Below are 23,499 nucleotides of genomic sequence, written 5' to 3' on the forward strand. Positions count from 1 at the left end.
GCCCGACGACTCAGGCCGCGGCGGCCGGGGTCTCGGCGAGCTTCTTGTGGATCTCGCGCTTCAGGAGGCGCGCGGTCTGCGACAGGTCGCCCTCGCCGGCCTTGATCAGGAAGGCGTCGAGGCCGCCGCGGTGCTCCACCGAGCGCAGGGCGTGCGCGGTGACCCGCAGGCGGACACGCTTGCCCAGCGCGTCGGACTGAAGGGTGACGTTGCACAGGTTCGGCAGGAACCGGCACTTGGTCTTGCGGTTCGAGTGGCTCACGAGGTGGCCGACCTGAACGGCCTTGCCGGTGAGTTCGCAGCGGCGCGCCATGATAAAAAACGATCCCGTCTCGTTCCGCCCGGTAGAGACCCGATCGCGGCCGGCGCGATCTTCGTCGCAGCAGGCGGCGCCCGTTGCGTGTTCCAGGTCCGGCGGAGTCCTGTTGAAGGCGCGAGCCTATAGGCGACGAAGGCGCGGTGCGTCAAGGTGCCGACGGGTGCCGGAGCCGCGCCCGACGCCCAACGGTCTGTTAACCACGATGCCGGGATATAGCCTTCTTCCACCTGCAGGAAGGCGCCTCTCCCCGCTCCGTGCGTCGCAGAGGACGCTGGCGAGCGGGTGTGTTCGAGAGGGCGCGTTCGAGCGAGTGTCTTGGCCCGCCCGCCCTGGGATGCGATCCGGATCATGAGCGCCACGCCAGTCCGTCGGATGATCAAGCCGTTGACCGAGCCGTCGACGAAGCACGCTGTCGGGCGGCTCGCGGGCAGCCTCCTCGCGGTCGCGGCCCTCGCGGCCCCGACCGATGCCGGGGCGCGGGTGTCGCGGGCCAAGCGGGCCGCGCCCGCCGCCGCGACCGTGGCGGTCGATTACGGCATCAACCTCGCCGGCCTCCCGATCGGCACGGCGCGCCTCGCCGGCTCCTTCGACCGCGACCGCTACATGATGGACGTGTCGGCGGTGCTCACCGGCCTCGTCGGGGCGATCACCGGCGGGAAGGGCTCCGCCCGGGCCTCGGGCAGCTTCTCGGCCGCGCCGCAGCCCGGCGCCTTCGCCATCGCCACTCAGACGGCGAGTTCCGGCATCGCGGTGCGCATGGCCCTGGCGCACGGCAACGTCGTCCAGGCCGAGATCACGCCGCCGTTGATCGACATGCAGGACCGCGTTCCGGTCACACCGGCCAACAAGCGCGGCATCATCGACCCGGTGAGCGCCCTGCTGATGCCGACCCAGGGGCGCGGCGAGCCCCTCGACCCGGAGAATTGCAACCGGACCCTGCCGGTCTTCGACGGCGCCACCCGCTTCAACGTCGTGCTGAGCTACGCCGAGACCCGCCCGGTGCAGAAGCCCGGCTATGCCGGCCCGGTACTCGTCTGCAATGCCCGCTACCAGGCGGTCGCCGGCCACCGCCCGGACCGGCCGGGGGTGAAGTTCATGGAGGAGAACCGCGAGATGTCGGTCTGGCTCGCCCCCGTCGAGGGGACGCGCGTCCTGATCCCGCTGCGCATCTCGGTGCTCACCACGATCGGCACCAACATCATCGAGGCCACGCGCTGGAGCCAGAGCGGCACGCCGACGACCACCGGCACGGCCGGCACCGGCGTGGCCGGCAACAGCGTCGCGCAGGCGAGCTTGGCCGGGCAGTAGCGCCGCCGCCCAGGCGTTTGACCGGCGGCCGGTTTCCCGGCACCTCGGCGCGGCGCGGCAGCCGCGCGGGGAGGTCAGCAGTGCCCAAGGGCTACATCATCGTCCGGATGACGGTCACCGATCCGGACACCTACAAGGACTACGCCGCCATGGCCTCCGAGGCGATGCGCCGCTACGGCTGCAAGCCGCTGGTGCGCGGCGGCCGGTGCGAGGCGCTGGAGGGCGAGGGCCGTCCGCGCAACGTCGTGCTGGAATTCGAGTCCTACGAGGCGGCGCGCAGCTACTACTTCTCGCCCGAGTACCAGGCCGCGGTGGCCAAGCGCCGGCCGGCGGGAATCGGCGAGGTGGTGCTCGTCGAGGGTGTCGACTGATCGACGTCTGGGTTGCTCCCGGATTCCGCGCGGTCCGCGAAACGCCCCTGGGAGGCGCGGAGCCGGCCCTCACCGCTCTCCCGGCTCGCCGTGCCGGTGGGGACGCACGCGGCGAGGTCCGCAGCCGCGCGGGTGGAGGGAATCTTCACGTTCCCGGCGATAATGCCCGGATGTGCTCGCCTGCCCTCCGAATCGCCCTCGCCCTGGCCGCGCTCGCAGGCCCGGCCGCCGCACAGCCCCTGAGCGCCGGATCCGCCGATCAGGGCTGCGGCGGTGACGCCTTCTCGTCGGCCGAAGTCGTCGAGAACAGGCCGCCCCGCCGCGGTCCCCTCGTCGCGACTCCCGACACGCTCTGCGCCGACCTCGCGCCGCAGCCGGGCACCCCGACGACGCAGATCGATATCTACCCGATGATCACGCCGCAGATTGGACCTGGCGGCGGCGGCATCCCATATGAGGGAGGACCGTACCGGCCCTAACGTCCCCGACGCGGCCGGCCGGTCGGACCCGCCTCCCCGCCCGCGCCGCGACGGCGCCGCGACGGCCTTCCCGCTCGAAGGAACCGCCGACCATCGACGCGCTGCTCCGCCCCACGTCCAGTCGCTCGCTGTCCCGCGAGGCCCGCGCCCGCGGCGTCACCGCGGTCCTCGGGCCGACCAACACCGGCAAGACGCATCTCGCCATCGAGCGGATGCTCGCGCACCCGACCGGCATGATCGGGCTGCCCCTGCGGCTGCTCGCCCGGGAGGTCTACCTGCGCGTCGTCGCGAAGGTGGGCCCCGAGAAGGTCGCCCTCGTCACCGGCGAGGAGAAGATCAAGCCGGACCGGCCGCGCTACTGGATCTGCACCATCGAGGCGATGCCGCGGGACCTCGACGTGGCGTTCGTGGCCATCGACGAGATCCAGCTCGCCGCCGACATGGATCGCGGCCACGTCTTCACCGACCGCCTGCTCTACGTCCGCGGCCGGGAGGAGACCCTGCTGATCGGCTCCTCGACCATGCTGCCGCTGGTCCAGGACCTGATCCCCAACGTCCACACCACGACCAGGCCGCGGCTCTCGCAGCTCACCTTCGCGGGGGAGAAGCGGCTGTCGCGGCTGCCCCGGCGCACCGCCATCGTGGCGTTCTCGGCCGAGGAGGTCTACGCGATCGCCGAGCTGATCCGCCGCCAGCGCGGGGGCGCCGCGGTGGTGCTCGGTGCCCTGTCGCCGCGGACCCGCAACGCCCAGGTCGAGATGTACCAGGCGGGCGACGTCGACTACCTCGTGGCCACCGACGCGGTCGGGATGGGCCTCAATCTCGACGTCGATCACGTCGCGTTCGCGGCCAACTGGAAGTACGACGGCACCCGCTTCCGCAAGCTCACGCCCGCCGAGATGGGCCAGATCGCGGGGCGCGCGGGGCGCCACCTCTCGGACGGCACCTTCGGCTCCACCGGCCGCTGCCCGCCGTTCGAGGCCGAGCTGGTGGAGCGGCTGGAGAGCCACGACTTCGATCCCCTGCGCATCCTGCAGTGGCGCAACCCGGATCTCACCTTCGGCAGCCTGGACGGCCTGCAGGCGAGCCTCGACGAGCACCCGCGCGAATCGGGCCTGACCCGCGCCCCGATGGGCGAGGATCAGCAGGCCCTCGAGATCCTCATGAAGGAGGACGACATCCGCGACATGGCGCGCAGCGCCGCCGCGGTGCGCCGCCTGTGGGACGTCTGCGGCGTCCCGGACTACCGCAAGGTCCACCCGCAGGTGCACGCCGACCTCGTGGCCCAGCTCTACCGGTTCCTCATGAAGGGCATGGCGGGCCGCATCCCCGACACGTGGTTCGCCGAGCAGGTCGCGATGATCGACCGGACCGACGGCGACATCGACACGCTGTCCCGCCGGATCGCGCAGGGGCGCACCTGGACCTTCGTGGCGAACCGTCCCGACTGGCTGCGCGACCCAGAACATTGGCAGGGCGAGACGCGTCGGGTAGAGGACAGGCTGTCCGACGCCCTGCACGAACGCCTCGCGAGCCGCTTCGTCGACCGGCGCACAAGCGTCCTGATGCGGCGCCTGAGAGAGAACACGATGCTCGAAGCCCAGATCACCGCCGACGGTGACGTCACCGTCGAGGGTCAGCATGTCGGCCACCTTCACGGATTCCTGTTCGTTCCCGATGCCAGCGCCGAGGGGCACGAGGCAAAGACACTGAGGAGCGCCGCCGAGAAGGCGCTCGCGGGCGAGATCGAGGCGCGGGCCGAGCGATTCGCCGCGGCCGCCGATTCGACCCTCGTGCTCTCGCACGACGGCACGATCCGCTGGACCGGCGCGCCCGTCGCCAAGCTCACGCCCGGCGAGAAGCTGTTCGCCCCGCAGATCCGTCTGCTGGCGGACGACAGCCTGACCGGCGCGCATCGCGAGAAGGTCGAGGGCCGCCTCGACGCGTGGCTGAAGGCCTACATCGTGCGGCTGCTCGGCCCGCTCATGGAGATCGAGACCGCGGCCGACCTCACCGGCCTCGCCAAGGGGATCGGCTACCAGGTGGTCGAGGCGCTCGGCGTCCTGGAGCGCTCGAAGGTGGCGCACGAGATGCGCAGCCTCGACCAGGACGGCCGCGGGGCCCTGCGCCGCCACGGCGTCCGCTTCGGCGCCTACCACATCTTCCTGCCGGCCCTGCTGAAGCCGGCGCCCCGCACGCTCGCGGCCCAGCTCTGGGCCCTGCGCAACGGCGGCCTCGACCAGCGCGGCCTCGACGAGATCGCGCATCTCGCCGGCTCCGGCCGCACCTCGATCAAGGTCGATCGCGAGATCGCCAAGGGGCTCTACCGCGCCGCCGGCTTCCGGGTCAGCGGCGAGCGGGCGGTGCGCGTCGATATCCTGGAGCGGCTCGCCGACCTGATCCGCCCGGCGATCGCCTACCGGCCCGGCACCACCCCGGGCGCACCGCCGGACGGCACGGCCGACGGCGACGGCTTCGTGGCCACCGTCGGCATGACCTCGCTGGTCGGCTGCTCGGGCGAGGATTTCGCCTCGATCCTGAAGTCGCTCGGCTACACGGCCGAAGCGCGCCCCGGCCCGGCCATCACGGTGCCGCTCGTCCCCGCCGCCGCCACCGCGCCGGCGGCACCGGCCGTCGCCGCCGAGGCATCCTCCGAGGAGGCCGTCGCCGCGCAGGCGGACGCCGCCGAGCCGGTCGGCGACGAGGTTCCGGACGCCGAGGGCGAGACCGCCGCCGACAACGCTCCCGCGGCCGAGGAAGCCCCGGCCGCCGAAGCCGAGGCGGCGCCCGCCGTGGGCGAGGTTCCGGACGACGCGGCCGGCGCGCCCGTCGAGGAGGCCGCCGCGACCGAGGCCTCCGCGGCCGAGGCTTCCGCGACCGACGCGCCCCACGCCGGGGCGGAGCAGCCGGCCGACGGGGTCACCGAACCCATGGCCGAGTCCATCGCCGAGCCCCCGGCCGCATCCGCCGAGGAGACCGCGCCCGAGACCGCCGCCGAGGCGCAGCCCGCCGCGGCCGACATGGCGGACGCCTCGGGTGCCGAGGGCGAGGGTGCCGCCGAGATCCCGCAGATCGAGGTCTGGCGCCTGCAGCGCCACCAGCGCCCGGCTCACCAGCGCCCGCAGAACCGCCCTCGCGGGGGCGGCCGGGGCCGTGACGGCAGCCAGCAGGGCCAGCACCCGGGACAGGGTCGGCCCGAGGGCGGCCGGCCCGAGCAGCGCCGGGCCGAGGGCGACGGCCCGCGTCCCGGCCGGGATCGCGGCCCGCGCCGCGACCGGTTCGAGGGTGGGCGGCCGGAGCGCCGCGACGACCAGCGCAGCGCGGAGCAGCGCCATTCCGGCCCGCGGCCCGACCAGCGGCCGCCGCGGCGCGAGCGGGCGCCCGATCCGGATTCGCCGTTCGCCAAGCTCGCGGCCCTGAAGGCGCAGCTCGAGGCCGGCGACGGCGGGAAGCGCTGACCCGCGGCGGATGCGCGAGGACCGGCAGCGCCTCGACAAGTGGCTGTGGTTCGCGCGGTTCGCGCGGACCCGGTCGCTCGCGGCGCGGCTGGCTTCCGACGGCTTCGTGCGGGTGAACGGCAGCCGGGCCGAGAACCCCGCGAAGGCCATCGGCGTCGGCGACGTGGTGACGGTGGCCGCGCCGCACGCGACGCTGGCGGTGCGGGTGCTCGGTCTCGGCCTGCGCCGCGGCCCGGCGCCGGAGGCGCGGCTGCTCTACGACGACCTGTCGGGCGGTGCTCTGTCCGTCGAGGCCGGCCCGGAGGGGCCATCCGAGTGATGAGGCCGGGCCACAGCGGCCGCGCGAGCGACCCGGCGCGAACCCATGCGGCGCCCGCACGCTTGTCAGTCCGGGAGGCAGCGTCTAGAGCCGTGGGCCTCCGAGGCCCGGCTCCGTGCCGTGTCTCACCGGCGTTCCCCTCGCAGCACCCTCCGGGCGCGCGGGCCGTCTCCAGGCTCCGCCCGGGCCAAGTCGAGTTTTAGGACGAAGACATCCGATGACCTACGTCGTCACCGACAATTGCATCAAGTGCAAGTACACGGACTGCGTCGAGGTCTGTCCGGTGGACTGCTTCTACGAAGGCGAGAACATGCTCGTCATCCACCCGGACGAGTGCATCGACTGCGGCGTCTGCGAGCCGGAATGCCCGGCCGAGGCGATCAAGCCCGACACGGAGTCGAACCTCGACACGTGGCTGAAGCTGAACGCCGACTACGCCAAGAGCTGGCCGAACATCACGCAGAAGAAGGAAGCCCCGGCCGACGCCAAGGAGTGGGACGGCAAGACCGGGAAGCTCGAGGCGCATTTCTCGCCCAACCCCGGCTCGGGCGACTGAAGCCCGGCCTCGGAGGTTCTGGCGTCGGCCCGCGGCTCGCTCTCCAGATCGCAGGAAGATCTGCCGAGCCCATCCCGCCGCTGAACCGCGCGGCGGGGCTGCGTCATACGAAGCCCTGATACGCGGCCAGGTCATTCCTGTCCCGCCGCACCAGTGTAAAACTCTTTGGCGCCGCGCTCGGTCCGCGCGTGCGTCTTCAGGGATGCTTTGATCTGCGCGCCGGATTGTGGTAGACAATCTGCCTGCCGTCGCTCGCGCCTGACGTGCTCCCTCCGGCCGAAACGCCTTCGAATTTCGTGGGTTAGGAGTAGTACGCGCTCGACCGCTGAAGGAGACTTCGGCGGACGGGCCAGGCGTTCGCACGGCCGCGCCGGGGAACGTCCGGATTCGTGCGCTCGGCGCCGGGTCCGGGAGCGGCGAGGCAGACCGGGTGTCCCGCCCGGAAGAACACGGTTTCGCGCGGCGCCGAACGCTGCGCGCCAGTGGAGGCCCTTCTCGCATGACCACAGCCAAGAAGACGACGACCGCAGGCCGGCAGGGCTTCAAGACCGGCGAGGCTGTCGTGTATCCGGCCCACGGCGTCGGTCGCATCACCGCGATCGAGGAGCAGGAGATCGCCGGCTACAAGCTTGAGCTGTTCGTCGTATCGTTCGAGAAGGACAAGATGGTCCTGCGCGTCCCCACCGCGAAGGCCAACAGCGTCGGCATGCGCAAGCTCGCCGAGCCGGAGCTGGTGAAGAAGGCCCTCGACCTGCTGACCGGCCGTGCCCGGATCAAGCGCACCATGTGGTCGCGCCGCGCGCAGGAATACGAGGCCAAGATCAACTCGGGCGACCTGCTCGCCGTCACCGAGGTCGTGCGCGACCTGTTCCGGTCCGAGGCCCAGCCGGAGCAGTCCTACTCCGAGCGTCAGCTCTACGAGGCCGCGCTGGATCGGATCGTGCGCGAGATCTCGTCGGTGAACCGCATCACCGAGACCGAGGCCCTGAAGCTGATCGAGCAGAGCCTCGCCAAGTCGCCCCGCCGCGCCAAGAGCGAGGCGGAGCCCGAGGCCGAGGCCGACGGGGACAGCGAGGGCGACGACATCCAGGAGGAGGCCGCCTGAGGCGCCTTTCTCCGCGAACGGCATCGAACCCGGCCCTGGTGGCCGGGTTTTTTGTGCCTGCGGGCCGGACCGGAGCGCCGAACGCGGTCGTTTCGGGACTTGCGGCCTGGACGGCGCGGGGCCGGATCCCATCTGATCGAGACAGAACACGATTTCGTGGCCGCCCGACTGTCGCATTGTGGGGCATCGGGACGGAACTTTCGCGTTTTGCCTTCCGTTGTCGGTTGCCTGGCGTCGCCCCCCGGTGGCGCCTGCGCGTCGGGCTATTGGCTCGACGCCGCAACAGCACTCGACAACAAGAGGCAGGCGGATGGCTGAGATCGCGGGAATTCGACGGCAGTTCATACGGACTGCCATGGAGGCACCCTTCCTGGCCCGGGAAGAAGAGCGCGGCCTCGCCGTCCGCTGGAAGGACGAGCGCGACGAGCGGGCCCTCCACCGTCTGATCTCGGCCCATATGCGCCTCGTCATCGCCCTGGCGGGGCGTTTTCGTCACTACGGCCTGCCCATGGCCGATCTCGTCCAGGAAGGGCATGTCGGCCTGATGGAGGCCGCGGCCCGGTTCGAGCCCGAGCGGGATGTCCGCTTCTCGACCTACGCGACGTGGTGGATCCGCGCCTCGATCCAGGACTACATCCTGCGCAACTGGTCGATCGTGCGCGGCGGCACCTCCTCCGCGCAGAAAGCCCTGTTCTTCAACCTGCGCCGGCTGCGCGCCCGGCTGATGCAGTCCACCGAGGAGCATGTCGGCGACGAGATCCACCGCCGCATCGCCAGCGCCATCGGCGTCTCCCGCGACGACGTCGCCCTGATGGACGCGCGCCTGTCCGGGCCTGACATGTCGCTCAACGCGCCCGTGGGCGAGGACAGCGACGCCTCCTCCGAGCGGATGGACTTCCTCGTCGACGGCGCCGACCTGCCGGACGAGACCGTGAGCGCCACGGTCGACGGCGAGCGTCGGTTGAGCTGGCTCCAGCAGGCCCTGACGGTCCTGTCGGAGCGCGAGCTGCGCATCCTGCGCGAGCGACGCCTCGCCGAGGATCAGGCGACCCTGGAGGCCCTCGGCCAGCGGCTCGGCATCTCCAAGGAGCGCGTCCGCCAGATCGAGAACCGGGCCCTGGAGAAGCTGCGCCGCGCCCTGGCCGACCGCTTCCCCGCCGCCACGGGCAGCCCGCATATCGGCTGACCCTCGGTCGCGTCGCTGTCCCGAAGCCCGGCCCCGAGGCCGGGCTCCCGCATGTCAGACATCAGTCGTTCGGCGCCCCGCCGTCCGGACGCGAGGCCGCGACGGCGCGGCCGATTCAGGCTCCCTGAACGGCGGCGCCGCGCCGCTCCCGGCGGCGGCGGCGGCGGCCGGGCTCGGGCGTCGCGTCGAGCCAGATCACCAGCGCGAGGGCGACGAGCGCCGGCACGCCGAGGGCCAGGAAGGCGCCGGTCCAGCCGAACAGCCCGTAGGACAGGCCGCCGTACCAGCCCGACAGCGCCCCGCCGACGCCCTGCACGGCGTTGACGCTGCCGAGGGCCGTCTGCGTCCGGCCGGATCCCCAGGTCAGGTCGGCGACCACCACCGGCACCGCCACCCCGACGATGCCCGAGGCGACGCCGTCCAGCACCTCGGCGGCGATCAGCCAGACCGGATCGTCGATCAGGCCGGACAGGAGCGCCCGCACCGGCAGGACCGCGAAGGCGACCATGAGCAGCTGGCGGCGGCCGCGCCTGTCGGCGAGCGATCCGGCGAACAGCGCCACCGGGACCATCACCAGCTGGGCCACCATGACGTAGCGGGCCGTCCAGGTCGTCGCGTCGGAGGCGGTCGCGACCAGCTTCTGGCCGAGCAGCGAGAGCATGCCGCCGTTCCCGAGATTGAACAGGGTCAGCGCCACGGTCAGCACCAGCAGGCGGCGGTTCCCCAGGACTTGGCGGATGCCGCTGCGTTCCGGCTCGTCGGCATCGTCCTCCTTCCAGCCGACGGCGCGGCGGCGGTTCCAGGCTCCGGCCGGCGTCGTCACCGTCGCGACGATCGCCGCCAGCGCCATGCCGCCGAGCACCCAGAAGGCGATCGCGGGCCCGAAATAGCCGGTGCCGAGGCTGATGCCGCCCGCCGCGATCAGGATGCCGATGTGATTGAAGGCCTGATTGCGCCCCTGCTGCGCGGGGAACCGGTCCTTCCCGACGATGCCCAGGGTCAGCGCCGCGACGGCCGGCAGCAGCAGCGTGCCGCCGGCCGCGGCGAGGAGCTGCGCGCCCAGCACCGCCGGGAAGCTGCGGGCCGGCAGGAGCAGCAGCGTCCCCACCAGGATCGCCCCGCAGGCCAGCGCGATCAGCAGGCGCGGGCGCGGGAACCGGTCAACCAGGGCGCCGAACGGACCGCTCAGGAACAGCGTGCCGAATCCGACCAGCGTGATGACGAACCCGACCCGGGCCGGGCTCCACGAGGCCGACTGCGCCAGCCAGGTCCCGAGGAAGGGTCCGAGGCCGCCCTGGATGTCTCCGATGAACAGGTTGATCAGGGCGAGGTTTGCGGTGGGGGCCATGCGATCCTGGAGCCGTTTCGGGCCCCGGACCTGTACTCCGCCCCCGGAACGGTCAAGCCCGGATCGTGGCCGCCATCGCCGCACCGCGCCCGCGGCGGCTTCGCCGCGCCGGCCTCACGGCTCCGGGGCCCGTCCTGCATCGGCCCGTTCCCGAGCGATCGGGCCTCCGCGCTGACCTCGACGGAGTTGATGAAGACGTCCGCCGGTGCCACGCCGGGGTCGCGGGCGAGATTGCGGCTCACCGCGGCGCAGGGGGCGCGCTTCTGCGCCGTGCCCTGCGCGGCGTTGGCGCGGATCTGGACGATGACGGGGCGGTCGCGGCGCCGGATCCCGAGATCGTCGGGTCCGTGGCCGGGATCCGACACGCGTGGTCGATCTCGGCAGCGTCACCCGGACGCCGAGGCGCTCGCCGCCCGGCCGGGCGCCCAGCGGCGGCCCTGCGCGCGCTGACGGGCGCCTATCGCGGCCCCGGCGGCCGCAGAGCGGCCGCCGGCCCGTCCTGACTCAGGAAGCGAGCGGGCCCTGGGCGCCCTGCTGCTCCATCACCTTCTGCCGGTAGAGGCCGACGAAATCGATCGGATCGATGTACAGCGGCGGGAAGCCGCCGTTGCGCACCGCCTCGGCCACGATCTGGCGGGCGAAGGGGAAGAGCAGGCGCGGGCACTCGATCATCACCGCCGGATGGATCTGGTCGGCCGGGATGTTGAGGAGCCGGAACACGCCGGCATAGGTCACCTCGAAGGCGAACAGCACCTCGTTCTGGATCTTGGCGTCGCCCTCGAGCTTCAGCTCGACCTCGAAATCGGTCTCGGAGAGCTGCTGCGCGTTGACGTTCACCTGGATGTTGATCTGCGGCCCCTGGCCCTCCTTGGGCTGGAGCGAGCGCGGCGCGTTCGGGTTCTCGAAGGAGAGATCCTTCGTGTACTGCGCCAGGGCATTGATGGTCGGCACATCGCCCTGCGGCATGCCGCCGCCGTTGCCGTTCGCTGCCGGGGAATCGGCCATGCGGATCATCCTTCTCGATCGACCGGCAGGGCCGGCGCGGGTTGTTGTCGCGGCGGGAGCGGCTGGATCACGCCGCGGAACTGCCCAAACGGCAGGGCCGCTAACACGCGGGCCGAGCCTGGACAAGCGAGCGAGCGGGCGCGGCGCTGGCGCCCGCGGCCCCCGCGACCCATATCGGCCGGTATCGCAATTGACGCGTGGGTTCGATCGTCCGGCCGACACAACCGGCTCGCTCCCGACGCGTTGGTCGGATATGAGTCGGCCAGACCTCTGCGCGCTTAGCCGGCGCCGCACCGCGCGTGGCCTGAGCAAGGGGCACAGGGTCTCGCCGCGGCCACCATCGGATCGGTGATGCAGGACAGTTTCGACGTTACGACGATCATCTTCCTCGCGCTGGCCGTCTTCGTGATCTGGCGTCTGCGCTCCGTGCTCGGCCAGAAGACGGGGGCGGAGCGCTCCCCGTTCAAGCCGGTCGACCGCAGCCGCACCGAGCCGCAGGCGCGCTCCGACGGCGACAACGTCGTGCGCCTGCCCGGTGCCGACCGGGTCCAGGCCGCGCCGCCGCCCGCCGCCGCGCCGCGGGACTGGCGGGGCATCGCCGAGCCGGGATCCGAGGTCGCCCGCGGCCTGGAGGCCTGCATCCAGGCCGAGCCCAGCTTCGATCCCCGCGCCTTCATCGAGGGCGCGAAATCCGCCTACGAAGCCATCATGATCGCGTTCGCCAAGGGTGACCGGAAGACCCTGCGCGGCCTGCTGTCGAAGGAGGTCGGCGAGGCGTTCGAGCGGGCGATCGCGGAGCGCGAGCGCAACCGGCAGACGCTCGAGACCACCTTCGTGTCGATCGACAAGGCCGAGATCGTCGCCGTCGAGGTGCGCAACCGCGTGGCGCACGTCACCGTGCGCTTCCTGTCAAACCTGATCACCGCCACCCGCAACGCCGACGGCAAGGTGGTGGACGGCAGCGCCGAGACGGTGGTCGAGGTGCCGGATGTCTGGACCTTCGCCCGCACGCTCGGCTCGCGGGATCCGAACTGGCAGCTCGTGGCCACCGAGGCCGGCGCCTGAGCCCGTGACCGGCGTGCCGTGACGATCTCGCCGTGCCGATCCCCCGCGCCCGGTCCGGAGCAGTCCCGGCCGCCCTCCTCGCGTCCCTCCTGAGCCAGGCCGTGTCCGCCGCGCCGGCGGCGGTCGGCGACGCGGTGCTGATCCCCGTCGCCGCGGCCGACCTGCCGGGCTTCCCCGGCGCGCGGGCGGACGCGGCGCTCGCCGCCTTCCGCCGGGTCTGCGCGGCTCCGCCGCCCGCCCTGCCCCAGCCCGACGGCGTCGCGGGGGATCCGGCGGCCCTCGCCGAGGCCTGCGCGGCCGCCGCCGACCCCGTGCCGGACGCGGCCGCCTTCTTCCGGGACCGGTTCGCGGCGTTCCGCGTCGCGCGGCCCGGCGCGGACCGACCCGGCTTCCTGACCGGCTATTTCGAGCCGGAACTCACGGGCTCCCTCGAGCCGGGCCCGGACTTCCCGACGCCGGTGCTCGCCCGCCCCGACGACCTGATCTCCCTCGGCCCCGGCGAGACCCGCCCGGGGCTCGATCCCGGCCTGCGCGCCGCCCGGGCCACGGCGGACGGGTTCGCCCCCTACCCCGACCGCGCCGCGATCGAGGACGGTGCCCTCGGCGCGCGCGCGAAGCCGATCCTGTGGCTGCGCGACCCGGTCGACCTGCTGGTCCTGCAGGTCCAGGGTTCCGGGCGCGTCCGGCTGCCGGACGGGCGCGCGGTCCGGGTGCTCTACGACGGCCGCAACGGCCGCCCGTACACGGCGGTGGCCAAGCTGATCGTCCAAGAGGGCCACCTGCCCCTGGAAGGACTGACGCTCGCCCGCTGGACCGGCTGGCTGCGCGCCCATCCCGAGACCGCCAAGCGCCTGATCCGCGCCAACGCCTCCTACATCTTCTTCCGCCTCGCCCCGGTCGCCGACCCGGCCCTCGGGCCGCCGGGCGCCGCGAACGCCCCGCTCAGTCCGGGCCGCAGCCTGGCGGTGGATTCGACCCTCTGGCGCTACGGCCTGCCGTTCTGGCTCGCGGGTCCGCTCCCCGCGGAGGCGGAAGCCGGCGCGCCGGACACGGCCGGGCGCCTCGTCGTCGCCGCCGATACCGGCTCGGCGATCGTCGGCCCCGCCCGCGGCGACCTCTTCGTCGGCACCGGTCCGGAGGCCGGGGCGGTCGCCGGAAACCTCCGCGACGCCGTGGGTTTCGTGGTCCTGCTGCCGCGTCGCGGCGGTGCATCCGGAGCCGCGCCGTGAGGGCCCCGCGCTGCGGGCGCCGCCTCACCGCGGGCGAGGCCCGGCTCTGGGACGCGATCGCCAAGCTGGTGACCCCGTTGCCGGGCCGCGCAGCCCCGATGCCCGAAGCGCCTCCGCCAGGGCCGGGCCCGACCGCCACCATGCCGGCCCTCTCGGCTCCGATCCTGAAGCCCAGCGCGCCGCCGGCCGCCAAGACGCCGCGGCCGAAGCATCCGCCGAAGCCGGCGCCCGAGCCGCCGCGCCCGGCCACCGCGCTGCCGTACCAAGCTCCCCCGCAGCGGCACGCGCCGACCGCGGGGCTGGAGCGGACCGCCAAGCTCGGCCTGCGCCGGGGACGGCTCGCGATCGAGGCGCGGATCGACCTGCACGGGATGGTGCAGGCCGAGGCCCACGCCGCGCTGACGGGATTCCTGCTCCGCGCCCGGGCCGCCGGGCATTCCTACGTGCTGGTCGTCACCGGCAAGGGCGGGCCGGGCTACGCGGACGCCTTCTCCGAACGGGGCGTGCTCCGCCGCAGCGTGCCGCACTGGCTGCGGGGGCCGGATCTGCGCGGCATCGTCCTCGGCTTCGAGGAGGCTGCCCGCCACCACGGCGGCGGCGGCGCGCTCTACGTTCGCCTGCGCCGCCGGTAGGGCGGGCCTCGTCAGGGGCCGCGCGGCAAACCGCGCCGGTTCCGCGCGGTTGCGGCCCGGGCCGATCCCGCCGATATCCGGGGCCGGCGCACCGGGCGCCGCGCACGCGAAAGCCGCGAGAGAGATGCCGGAGCTTCCCGAGGTCGAGACCGTGCGGCGGGGATTGGCGCCCGCCCTGGTCGGCGCGCGCTTCAGCCGCGTCACCCTGCGCCGGGCCAACCTGCGCTTCCCCTTCCCCGAGCGCTTCGCCGCCCGCCTCGAGGGCCGGACCGTCACGGGCCTCGCGCGCCGGGCGAAGTACCTCACCGCCGCGCTCGATTCCGGCGAGACGCTGGTCATGCATCTCGGCATGAGCGGCCGCTTCGACGTGGTTCTGCCCGACGGCAGCAACCTGTCGCCGGGGGATTTCTACCTCGAGGGCGCCCAGGGCACGCCCAAGCACGACCACGTGGTGATGGCGATGAGCACCGGCGCCACGGTGACCTACAACGACGCCCGCCGCTTCGGCTTCATGGATCTGGTCCCGAGCGCGGAGCTCGCGGCCTGCCGCCACTTCGCCCGGATGGGCGTGGAACCCCTCGACGGACTGACCGGGGCGGTGATCGCGCGGCTCTTCCGGCACAAGATCGCGCCGCTGAAGGCCGCCCTGCTCGACCAGCGCCTGATCGCGGGCCTCGGCAACATCTACGTGTGCGAGGCGCTGCACCGGGCGCGCCTGCATCCGGAGGCCCTGGCCGGGAGCCTCGCCCGGCCGGACGGGCGCCCGACGCCCGAGGCCAACGCCCTGGCCAAGGCGATCGTGCAGGTCCTCGAGGAGGCCGTGAAGGCCGGCGGCTCGACCCTGCGCGACTACGCCCACACGGACGGCAGCGCGGGCGCCTTCCAGCACGCCTTCCGGGTCTACGACCGGGTCGGCCTGCCCTGCAGCCGGCCGGGATGCGCCGGCGCGATCACCCGCATCGTGCAGGCCAACCGCTCGACCTTCTTCTGCGCCACCTGCCAGCCCCCGGGCTGAGCGTGCCGGCCGGCGCCTATCGCGCCGCGGAACGGCAATTTCGCCACAAACCCGACTAGGGTTAGAGCCCTCGACGTGCGCACCCGGTTGCGGGCAGCCGATCCCGGCCCGCGACGCGTGACGGGTCGCGCGGGCCCAGACAGGATCCCGATGTTCTTCCGCCGCTCAAAGACGCCCGCGCCCGAGACCACCGCGCAGGATCCGACGGACGAGCCCGCCCTGCCGCAGCGGCTGTCGCCGCGCTCGCCCGGCGAGGCGATCAAGCCGACGGTCGCGCCCCCGCCGCCGGAGAAGCCCGAGCGCGAGCGGAGCGGGCTCGTGGGCCTGATCAGCGGCGCCCTCACCTTCGCGGTCGTCATCGCCATCGCGGCGATGATCGGGATCACGCTGTTCCAGCGGCAGGTGCGCGAGCCGGGACCGCTCGCGGCCGACAAGGTCGTGGTCATTCCGACCCACAGCGGAACGGCCGAGATCGCCGAGACCCTCAAGCGCGAGGGCGTGATCGACCATACCGGCCTGTTCGAGTTCGCCGCCCGCTTCGGCGGCCGGCCGGCGCTGCGGGCCGGGGAGTACGTCTTCAAGGCGCACGCGAGCATCTCCGACGCGCTCGACACGATCGCCACGGGCCGGCAGGTCCAGCACGCCATCACCTTCCCGGAGGGCCTGACCTCCGAGCAGATCGTCAACCGCCTCAACGACAACGACGTGCTCGCCGGCGAGATCAACGAGATTCCCCCGGAGGGCTCGCTCCTGCCGGACACCTACAAGTTCGAGCGCGGCGCCACCCGGCAGCAGATCGTCAACCTGATGAAGGCCAAGCAGCGCGAGGTCCTGAACCAGATCTGGCTGCGGCGCAGCGCCGACGTGCCGGTGCGGACCCCGGCCGAGATGGTCACCCTCGCGTCCATCGTCGAGAAGGAGACCGGCCGCGCCGACGAGCGGCCCCGGGTGGCCGGCGTCTTCATCAACCGCCTCAACAAGCGGATGAAGCTGCAATCCGATCCCACGATCGTCTACGGGCTCGTGGGCGGGCGCGGCACCCTCGGCCGCGGCATCCTGCGCTCCGAGATCGACCGGCCGACCCCCTACAACACCTACGTGATCGAGGGCCTGCCGCCGGGCCCGATCGCCAATCCCGGCCGCGCCGCCCTGGAGGCGGTGGCCAACCCGTCCCGGACCAAGGATCTGTACTTCGTGGCGGACGGCACCGGCGGCCACGCCTTCGCCGATTCCCTCGAGGCGCACCAGCGCAACGTCGCCCGCTGGCGGGCGGTGGAGAAGAGCCGGCAGGCGCCGCCGGACGCCGTCGACAAGGTCGAGCCGGGCCCCGATCCGGCGACGCCCGGCCGCGCCTCGGCCTACGCGCCGGGCGGCGCCCCCGCGGGCAACGGGATCAACACCAACGCGGCCTTCGCCCTGGATACCGGCACGCCGGGCACGCGCGCCTTCGACGCCTCCGAGGGCACGCGCCTCGATCCGCTCAAGAACCGCACCTACGACCTGGGCTCGCCCAAGACGGTCCCGACCCTGAGCGAGCCGGCGCCGGCGCCCCGGGGTCGCCGCTAGGGAGCGGCGCCGGCCGCGACGCCGTCGCGCCGGCCTCAGTGCGCCTTCGGGTTCCGAGGGCGCCGCGCCACGTCCGGAGGGCTGCCCGACAGGGAGGCCGCGATCTGGCGTCCCAGCTCATACAGCAGGGCCTCGAGCAGCGGCTGAACCCGAGCCGCCTCGTCGGGCCCGAGATCGCCGACCATTTCCCACAGGCGCATCGCGTAATCCGCCATCCGCTCGACCGCGGTACCCTGCTCGGCCGGGGCGCCGAGAAAGCCGGCCGGCGGCTCGAGCGGGCCGTCGATCCGGCTGTCGGTGATGTCGATCACGATGCCGCGGCCGTAGACGTGCCCGTCCGGGCGCCGCTCGAACCGGCCGCGCGCCAGGACCCAGCGCACGAGCCCCGGGGCGGGCACGATGCGGTGCTCCCAGGCGAAGAGGCCGCCTTCCTCGCGCACGCGGCGGCGCTCGCTCTGATCCCGGGCGAGATCCTCGGGGTGGAAGATCGCGGAGAGCTGCTCCCAGGAAATCCCCTCCGCCGCCTCGGCCTCGCTCAGGCCGAAGATCCGCGCCATCGTCGCATCGCCGCGCACCCAGCCCTCGTGCGGCGCATCCTCCCAGATGCCGACGCCCAGCGCGGACATCCCGAACGGCTTGAGCGCGGCCCACCCCAATACTGATCGCGGCATGCGCCATCCGAGGTCATGTGCAAACGTGCGAGATTTCGAGCACACCTTCACTGCCAAATGCAACGTCGGCCGCGCGACACGACAGCGGAAACGTGGCGAGCCCGACCGGGCGATGACGACGGGCGCGCGGCCGCGGTCACGGTCGCGGACAGCCATCCCCGGCCGGGCAAGGATCCCGGCGCGTCCCGGCCGCACCGCCCTACAGGGCCGAGCCTGCGGTCGCCTTGCACGGGTCGCGCGGTGCCGGTCGCGGCGCGACGGCGGCGACCGGCCTCTTCCCCTCGGAGAGATCCGTGCTACAGGCCCCGATCTTCGAGGAGACGGGGGTCGGCGTGGCCCAGATCGCGAGCATGACCGGTTTCGCCCGGACGGCGGGCAGTGCCGGACCGGTGCACTGGGCCTGGGAGGTCCGCAGCGTCAACGGGCGCGGCCTCGACGTGCGCACCCGCGTGCCGGCCGGCTACGACGGGCTCGGCGAGACCGCCCGCACCGCCCTGCAGAAGACCCTGACCCGCGGACAGTGCCAGCTGACGCTGACCCTCACCAAGCCGGAGACGACCGCGCGGGTGCGGATCAACGAGACGCTCCTGGCGAGCCTCGCCCAGGCGGTGGCCCGGGTGCCGGTCCCCGAGGGCGTGGCCCCCGCCACGATGGACGGGCTGCTCGGCGTGCGCGGCGTGATCGAGGTCGAGGACGAGGCGGCCGACACCGACACCCTCGCCCGGGATCTGGCCGCGGGCGTGGTCCAGCTGGTCGCGGATCTCGTCGAGGCCCGCCGCGCCGAGGGGCGCCAGCTCGAGCAGGTCGTCACCGGCCAGGTCGAGCGGATCGCCGCGCTGACCCAGGCGGCCGAGGAGAATCCGGCCCGCCAGCCCGAGGCCGTGCGGGCGCGCCTGGAGGCGGCCGTCGCGGCCCTCGGCGGCAGCGGCCTCGACCCGGACCGCCTGCACCAGGAGGCGATGCTGCTCGCCGGCAAGGCGGATGTCCGCGAGGAGCTGGACCGGCTCCGCGCCCACGTGGCGAGCGCCCGGGACCTGCTGGCGGCCGGCGGGGCGATCGGCCGGCGGCTGGACTTCCTGGCCCAGGAATTCGGCCGCGAGGCCAACACCCTGTGCGCCAAGGCCAACGATATCAGCCTGTCGCGGATCGGACTCGACCTGAAGGCCGTGGTCGAGCAGTTCCGCGAGCAGGTGCAGAACATCGAGTGATGCCGGGCACGATGCCGGATCGGGACGTGAGGATGCGGATGCGAAACGTCGGGGAGCCACGCGCATGACCGAGGCGGCCGGGAACGTCTCCGACTCGATCGCGCGGCGCGGGTTGATCCTGATCCTCTCCTCGCCCTCCGGGGCGGGGAAGACCACCCTGACGCGGGCGATCGCGCAGGATCCGAGCTGGGCGCTCGACCTGTCGATCTCGGTGACCACGCGGGGGCGGCGGCCCTCGGAGATCGACGGGCGGCACTACCACTTCATCGATCGCGAGGCGTTCGACGACCTGCGCAACCGCGACGACCTGCTCGAATGGGCCGAGGTCCACGGCAACTTCTACGGCACGCCCCGGCGGCCAGTGGAGAAGGTGCTCGGCTCCGGCCGGGACATGATCTTCGACATCGACTACCAGGGCACGCGGCAGGTTCGCTCCAAGCTCGCCCAGGACGTGGTGACGGTCTTCATCCTGCCGCCCAGCATGGCCGAGCTGCGCCAGCGCCTGGAGCGCCGGGCGGAGGATTCCGCCGAGACGATCGAGAAGCGTCTCGCCAACGCCCGGACGGAGATCCAGCGCTGGGTCGAGTACGACTACGTCATCGTCAACGACGACCTGCAGAACGCCTTCCGGGCCCTCCAGGGGATCCTGGCGGCCGAGCGTCTCCGGCGGGCGCGCCGCACCGGACTCGCCCCCTTCGTCGAGGGCCTGCTGGCCGAGACGCCGTGATCCGGCCCTAGCGACGGATCAGCACGACGCCGCCGATCAGGAGCGCGATCCCGAGGAGGCGCGGCAGGTCGACGGGCCGCTGCGCGAGGCCGAGCAGGCCGGCGTGGTCGAACAGCACCGAGGCGAGCATCTGGCCCGTGACCAGGAGGGCGAAGAAGGTCGCGGCGCCGAGCTTCGGGACGAGCAGGATCGCGAGGCCGATGAACACCGCGCCGAACAGGCCGCCGCTCCAGGTCCACCACGGGATCCGCTCCGCCGCGCCGGCGGTCGGCACCGGGTCGCGCAGGGCGGCGGCGAGGAGCGCCATGCAGGCGAGACCGACCGCGTAGCTGGAGACGCCCGCCCAGGACGCCGAGTCGAGGCCCGCGCGCAGATTCGCGTTCAGGATCTGCTGCAGGACGAGGCCGGCGCCCGCCAGCACGGCGAGCAGGGCGGAGAGCGCGAAGGCGAGCATTGCGGGACGGACCTCTCAGTCGGGACGGCGGGCGGCATTGACGCCCGTCCCGGCCGGTGCCGTCAAACGCCGCGCCGGCCCGCGTCCATGCGTTCCGGCATGCCGAGTCCCGCCCGTCGCGACTTCCGCGGCGTCGCGGCTGATGGTCCATCCGGGGGAGAGCGCGACGCCCTCGGCGGCGCCCGAACGGCTCAGGCAGCGGCCGGCAGGTCCGGGACCGGGCAGAGCCACGCGCGCATCGCCGCGAAGGTCGACACGGCCGCGCCGGTGAGCGCGGCCTCCGCGGCCGGGTCGTCGCCGAACGCGTCCAGGCGCGCGCGGAAGGCGGCCCACATCGCCCCCGCGGCGGGCCCGTGCGCCCGGTAATAGGCGAGCCCCGCGCCGGAGAATCCGTGCAGGCCGGCGATGTGCCGGCCGATCAGCTGCCCGCCGAGGGTCGATCCCTCCAGCACGTAGAGCGCGCCCGTGGCGGCGGCCGGCCCGTGGAGAGCCGGAGCGGCCGGCCGCGGGAGCGCCGCGACCGCGTCCGGACGGAGGCCGAGATGGTCGAGATCGGCCGCGAGGAGCGCGAGACGGCGCCGCGGCGCCAGGAACGGCTCGTCGGCGAGTCCCGATCCGATGGCCGCCTCCCAGACCGCGTGGAAGCCGTAGAGGCGCCCCAGCAGGTCCCGGTAGCCGTCGAGCGTCGCCACCCGCGCCTGCCAGTCGAGGGACACCTCCAGCGCCCGGTGGGCCGGATCGGTCGCGGCGCGCAGCCGCGCGTGCAGGCCGTCGCGGGACCTCACGCGGTGATCGTGAAGCAGGCGCCGGGATTGTTGGCGACGGTGAGCTTGGCGTTGATCTGGTCGAGCATCGCCCGGATCAGTTTCATGCCGAGGCCCGAGCCCTTGCTCCGCGCCTTGGCGTCGGCCCAGTCGTCGGGCAGGCCGGCCCCGTCGTCGCAGACGCGCAGCTGGACCTCGCCGGGGCCGGAGGCCGAGACGCTGACCTCGACACGGCCGCCGCCGGCCGGGTTCGCCGCGTACTTGAAGGCGTTGGTGACGAGTTCCGTGGCGATCAGCGAGAGCGCCACCGCCTTGCGGTAGGGCACCATCAGGCCGGGCTCCGCCGACATGTCGACCGCGTGCCCGTCGCCGGCCAGCCCCGCGAGGTCGTTGCACAGGCTCTCGATGGTCTGGCCGAGATCGACCTCGTCGAACCGATCCGCCTGGTACAGGCTGTCGTGCACCCGCGCGACGCTCATCACCCGCGCGGAGGTGTCGGCGAAGGCCTGCCGGGCCTCGCCGTCGGCGATCTGGCGCCGCTGCATCTGCAGGAAGGCCGAGACGATCTGCAGGGAGTTCTTGACCCGGTGGTCGATCTCCCGCGTGAGGAGATCCTTCTGCTCGAGCAGGCGCTCCTTCTCGGCGAGCAGGCCGGTGAGTTCGTCGATCTTGCGCCGCTGGCGCAACACGACGCCCTCGACCGCCTCGGCCAGGGAGCCGGCGAGCTGGACCTGCCATTCCGCGAAGGGCGCGGCGAAGCCGGTGCGCTCCTCGACCCAGCGCTCGAACGAGCGGCGGGGCAGCACCGCCACGGGACCGCTTCCGGCGAGGACGGGCTTGCGCGGGTCGCCGCCCCACGTGACCGTGCTGGGCACCTCGGGCCGGAACCACACCAGCAGGTTCTCGCGCGAATCGTCCACGAAGGCCGAGAGCAGGCCGCTGGCGATCTCGCGATGCGGCCCGGTCTCCGGATAGTCGGCGCTGAAGCTGTCGCTGCTGTAGACGACCTCGCCCTCCGGCACGCGCGCCCGCAGCCAGCCCGCGATCGCCGCCACCATCTCGGCCGGCGGCGTCCGTCCGATCAGCGTGACCCGCTCGCCGGAGACGATGCCGGCGCCGGTGGCGCTGAACAGGTCGAGCAGCGTCGTCGTCCCGGCGGTCAGGGCGGCGACGAAGTCGTCGGATCGGGTCAGGCCGCGCACGAGGCGTCCCTCGACGTCGAGATGCGCCTGCCGCTCGGCCCAGAGCCGGCGCGACTCGATTTCCTCCACCCGCATGGCGAAGGCGTCGGTGAGCACCGTGGCGGCCGCGCGCGTCTCCGGCGTGACGTAGTGCGGGCGGCGATGGTGACCGATCATCAGGCCCCAGAGCCGTCCCTCGACCATGATCGAGATCGACATCGAGCCGTTCACGCCGAGGTTGCGCTGGTACTCCAGGTGGATCGGCGAGAGCGTGCGGTGCTGGGCGAAGGTCAGGTCGATCGGGCCGTTTCCGGCCCCGGGCGCCGCGACCAGCCCGACCGGGACGCTGTCGCGGTCGATGACGAAGCGGCTCTTGGCCTTGGTGTAGAGGGCCCGGGCCTGGGCGGGAATGTCGGAGGCGGGAAAGCGCAGGCCCAGCAGGCTGCGCGACCAGCCGGGCACCTTGTCCTCCGCCACGGCCTCGCCGTTCCAGTCCACGTCGAAGCGGTAGACCAGCACCGCCTCGAACCCGGTGAGGGCGCGGATCTCGAGGGCCGCGATCCGGGCGGCCTCCGCCAGGGTCCCGGCCTCGCGCAGGCGCCCCACGGCGAGTTCGGTGTCGACTTGGCTCGCCGTGGCGAAATCGTCGGCCGAATCCGGCTCCAGCTCGAGCTCGACGATGACGCGGCCGGCATGGGCGTGGGCGACGGCGTGGTAGGCGGCGCCGCGGTCCGGGATGGTCAGGGTCCGGCGCATGGAGGCGCCGTCGTCGAGGGTCCCGCTCGCGAGCCGGGCGCGGATCGCCGCGACGAACTCCGCCGGCAGCACGTCCGCCAGGGGCCGGCCCGCCAGCGGCGGCTCGATCGGGTCGATGATCTCGCCGACATTGGCCGAGTAGGCCGCGACCAAGAGAGTTCCGGCATCGGCCGCGAGCATCACGGCGTTGGGCTGGATCGAGCCCGGAATGTGGATCGGCTCGCGCTCGCAGATGCTGGCATCCACGGGCTCGGCGCGCACCCGCTGGCCGATCGCCGCCAGGACCGCCTCGCGCGACAGGTCGGCCCCGAGGCTCTCGACGGGATCGATGGTCAGCCACGTCACGGGGCGCAGGCCGCCGATCTGGCCGTGACGCATGTGGATCCGGGCCCGGAGCGGCTGCGGCAGCCGGCCGAAGACGTAGTCGAAGGTCTCGTCGAGGGCACCGCGGCGCGCGCCCGCCAGGAACCGGCCGCGGAAGCTCGGCACGTTCGTGCCGGGCATCACGTCGCGGAAATAGTCGCGCCCGAGGACGGCCTCGCGCGACAGCCCGGAGATCGCGCTCGCGCCCTCGCTGAAGGCCACGACGGTGCCGGCCGGGTCGAGGCCGATCACGCCCTGGTCCAGGCGGTCGAGCGCCTCCGGCGCGATGGCGTCGAGATCGACGTCCGTATCGGGGATCTGACTGGGCGGCATCAGGAACGAAACCGGCGTATTCAGCGGGGTATGGCGACCGAAATGGCCGAGCGCAATGCTTGTGATATCGGCAAGATCAAC

At 73.2% G+C, this 23,499-nt stretch carries 22 protein-coding genes; 14 read left to right on the top strand and 8 right to left on the bottom strand.

Annotated elements, in window-relative coordinates; translation table 11 throughout:
• Positions 1–10: 10 nt before the first annotated feature.
• Positions 11–313: a 50S ribosomal protein L28 gene (gene rpmB / locus ACTJK8_RS18930; RefSeq protein ID WP_012320636.1), complete on the bottom strand. Its 303-nt coding sequence runs from the start codon at positions 311–313 to the stop codon at positions 11–13.
• A 378-nt stretch (positions 314–691) separates the two neighbouring features.
• Here rpmB and ACTJK8_RS18935 point away from each other — a divergent pair, with 378 nt between their 5' ends.
• The 7 genes from ACTJK8_RS18935 to ACTJK8_RS18965 all read left to right on the top strand — a co-directional run bounded on the left by ACTJK8_RS18935 (position 692) and on the right by ACTJK8_RS18965 (position 9,101).
• Positions 692–1,627: a DUF3108 domain-containing protein gene (locus ACTJK8_RS18935; RefSeq protein ID WP_012320637.1), complete on the top strand. Its 936-nt coding sequence runs from the start codon at positions 692–694 to the stop codon at positions 1,625–1,627.
• Between the two features lie 80 nt (positions 1,628–1,707).
• Positions 1,708–1,998, top strand: a complete 291-nt coding sequence (locus ACTJK8_RS18940) for a DUF1330 domain-containing protein (RefSeq protein ID WP_012320638.1) — start codon at positions 1,708–1,710, stop codon at positions 1,996–1,998.
• A gap of 580 nt (positions 1,999–2,578) precedes the next feature.
• Positions 2,579–5,935, top strand: a complete 3,357-nt coding sequence (locus ACTJK8_RS18945; protein WP_440762359.1) for a helicase-related protein — start codon at positions 2,579–2,581, stop codon at positions 5,933–5,935.
• A 10-nt stretch (positions 5,936–5,945) separates the two neighbouring features.
• Positions 5,946–6,254, top strand: coding sequence for an RNA-binding S4 domain-containing protein (locus ACTJK8_RS18950; RefSeq protein ID WP_012320641.1), 309 nt, complete (start codon positions 5,946–5,948; stop codon positions 6,252–6,254).
• A gap of 217 nt (positions 6,255–6,471) precedes the next feature.
• Entirely contained in the window at positions 6,472–6,810 is a 339-nt protein-coding gene (fdxA, locus tag ACTJK8_RS18955) for a ferredoxin FdxA (RefSeq protein WP_012320642.1), read from the top strand.
• Between the two features lie 499 nt (positions 6,811–7,309).
• Positions 7,310–7,915, top strand: coding sequence for a CarD family transcriptional regulator (locus tag ACTJK8_RS18960; protein ID WP_012320643.1), 606 nt, complete (start codon positions 7,310–7,312; stop codon positions 7,913–7,915).
• 310 nt (positions 7,916–8,225) lie between these two features.
• Positions 8,226–9,101, top strand: coding sequence for an RNA polymerase factor sigma-32 (locus ACTJK8_RS18965; protein WP_012320644.1), 876 nt, complete (start codon positions 8,226–8,228; stop codon positions 9,099–9,101).
• Positions 9,102–9,216: 115 nt separating this feature from the next.
• On the opposite strand, the gene ACTJK8_RS18970 is transcribed toward ACTJK8_RS18965, so the two are convergent.
• From ACTJK8_RS18970 to secB, 3 genes are all read right to left on the bottom strand, one after another.
• Entirely contained in the window at positions 9,217–10,449 is a 1,233-nt protein-coding gene (locus ACTJK8_RS18970; protein WP_012320645.1) for an MFS transporter, read from the bottom strand.
• Positions 10,422–10,814, bottom strand: a complete 393-nt coding sequence (locus ACTJK8_RS18975) for a tautomerase family protein (RefSeq protein WP_083743806.1) — start codon at positions 10,812–10,814, stop codon at positions 10,422–10,424. The genes ACTJK8_RS18970 and ACTJK8_RS18975 overlap by 28 nt, the downstream gene beginning before the upstream one ends.
• Before the next feature lie 139 nt (positions 10,815–10,953).
• Complete coding sequence (gene secB, locus ACTJK8_RS18980) at positions 10,954–11,454, bottom strand: protein-export chaperone SecB (protein WP_012320646.1); 501 nt, start codon at positions 11,452–11,454, stop codon at positions 10,954–10,956.
• 351 nt (positions 11,455–11,805) lie between these two features.
• On the opposite strand from secB, the gene ACTJK8_RS18985 reads away from it, so the two are divergent.
• From ACTJK8_RS18985 to mltG, 5 genes are all read left to right on the top strand, one after another.
• Complete coding sequence (locus ACTJK8_RS18985; protein WP_012320647.1) at positions 11,806–12,519, top strand: Tim44/TimA family putative adaptor protein; 714 nt, start codon at positions 11,806–11,808, stop codon at positions 12,517–12,519.
• A 32-nt stretch (positions 12,520–12,551) separates the two neighbouring features.
• Positions 12,552–13,748, top strand: coding sequence for a murein transglycosylase A (mltA, locus tag ACTJK8_RS18990; RefSeq protein WP_059409559.1), 1,197 nt, complete (start codon positions 12,552–12,554; stop codon positions 13,746–13,748).
• A complete protein-coding gene (locus ACTJK8_RS18995) occupies positions 13,745–14,380 on the top strand; it encodes a Smr/MutS family protein (protein WP_440762350.1) in 636 nt (211 codons plus the stop codon). Before mltA ends, ACTJK8_RS18995 begins: the two co-directional genes overlap by 4 nt.
• A gap of 124 nt (positions 14,381–14,504) precedes the next feature.
• Entirely contained in the window at positions 14,505–15,395 is an 891-nt protein-coding gene (mutM, locus tag ACTJK8_RS19000) for a bifunctional DNA-formamidopyrimidine glycosylase/DNA-(apurinic or apyrimidinic site) lyase (RefSeq protein WP_440762351.1), read from the top strand.
• 150 nt (positions 15,396–15,545) lie between these two features.
• Positions 15,546–16,961 carry an endolytic transglycosylase MltG gene (mltG, locus tag ACTJK8_RS19005; protein WP_012320651.1) on the top strand — a complete coding sequence of 472 codons (1,416 nt, stop codon included), beginning with the start codon at positions 15,546–15,548 and terminating at the stop codon, positions 16,959–16,961.
• 35 nt (positions 16,962–16,996) lie between these two features.
• Here the strand turns inward: mltG and ACTJK8_RS19010 are convergent, their stop codons facing one another.
• A complete protein-coding gene (locus tag ACTJK8_RS19010) occupies positions 16,997–17,632 on the bottom strand; it encodes a PAS domain-containing protein (protein WP_012320652.1) in 636 nt (211 codons plus the stop codon).
• 350 nt (positions 17,633–17,982) lie between these two features.
• Between ACTJK8_RS19010 and ACTJK8_RS19015 the strand changes: the two genes are divergently transcribed.
• Positions 17,983–18,840 (top strand): YicC/YloC family endoribonuclease, encoded by an 858-nt coding sequence (locus tag ACTJK8_RS19015; RefSeq protein ID WP_041372727.1) that lies wholly within the window; start codon positions 17,983–17,985, stop codon positions 18,838–18,840.
• 64 nt (positions 18,841–18,904) lie between these two features.
• Complete coding sequence (gene gmk / locus ACTJK8_RS19020; protein ID WP_012320654.1) at positions 18,905–19,567, top strand: guanylate kinase; 663 nt, start codon at positions 18,905–18,907, stop codon at positions 19,565–19,567.
• A gap of 7 nt (positions 19,568–19,574) precedes the next feature.
• On the opposite strand, the gene ACTJK8_RS19025 is transcribed toward gmk, so the two are convergent.
• The 3 genes from ACTJK8_RS19025 to ACTJK8_RS19035 all read right to left on the bottom strand — a co-directional run bounded on the left by ACTJK8_RS19025 (position 19,575) and on the right by ACTJK8_RS19035 (position 23,418).
• Complete coding sequence (locus ACTJK8_RS19025; protein ID WP_012320655.1) at positions 19,575–20,021, bottom strand: DMT family transporter; 447 nt, start codon at positions 20,019–20,021, stop codon at positions 19,575–19,577.
• A gap of 191 nt (positions 20,022–20,212) precedes the next feature.
• Positions 20,213–20,806 (bottom strand): biliverdin-producing heme oxygenase, encoded by a 594-nt coding sequence (locus tag ACTJK8_RS19030; RefSeq protein ID WP_012320656.1) that lies wholly within the window; start codon positions 20,804–20,806, stop codon positions 20,213–20,215.
• The gene (locus tag ACTJK8_RS19035; protein WP_012320657.1) at positions 20,803–23,418 is read right to left on the bottom strand and encodes a histidine kinase dimerization/phosphoacceptor domain -containing protein; all 2,616 of its coding nucleotides are present in this window, start codon (positions 23,416–23,418) and stop codon (positions 20,803–20,805) included. The genes ACTJK8_RS19030 and ACTJK8_RS19035 overlap by 4 nt, the downstream gene beginning before the upstream one ends.
• Positions 23,419–23,499 lie beyond the last annotated feature (81 nt).

The organism is Methylobacterium sp. 22177, from assembly GCF_052045615.1.
Taxonomy (GTDB): domain Bacteria; phylum Pseudomonadota; class Alphaproteobacteria; order Rhizobiales; family Beijerinckiaceae; genus Methylobacterium; species Methylobacterium radiotolerans.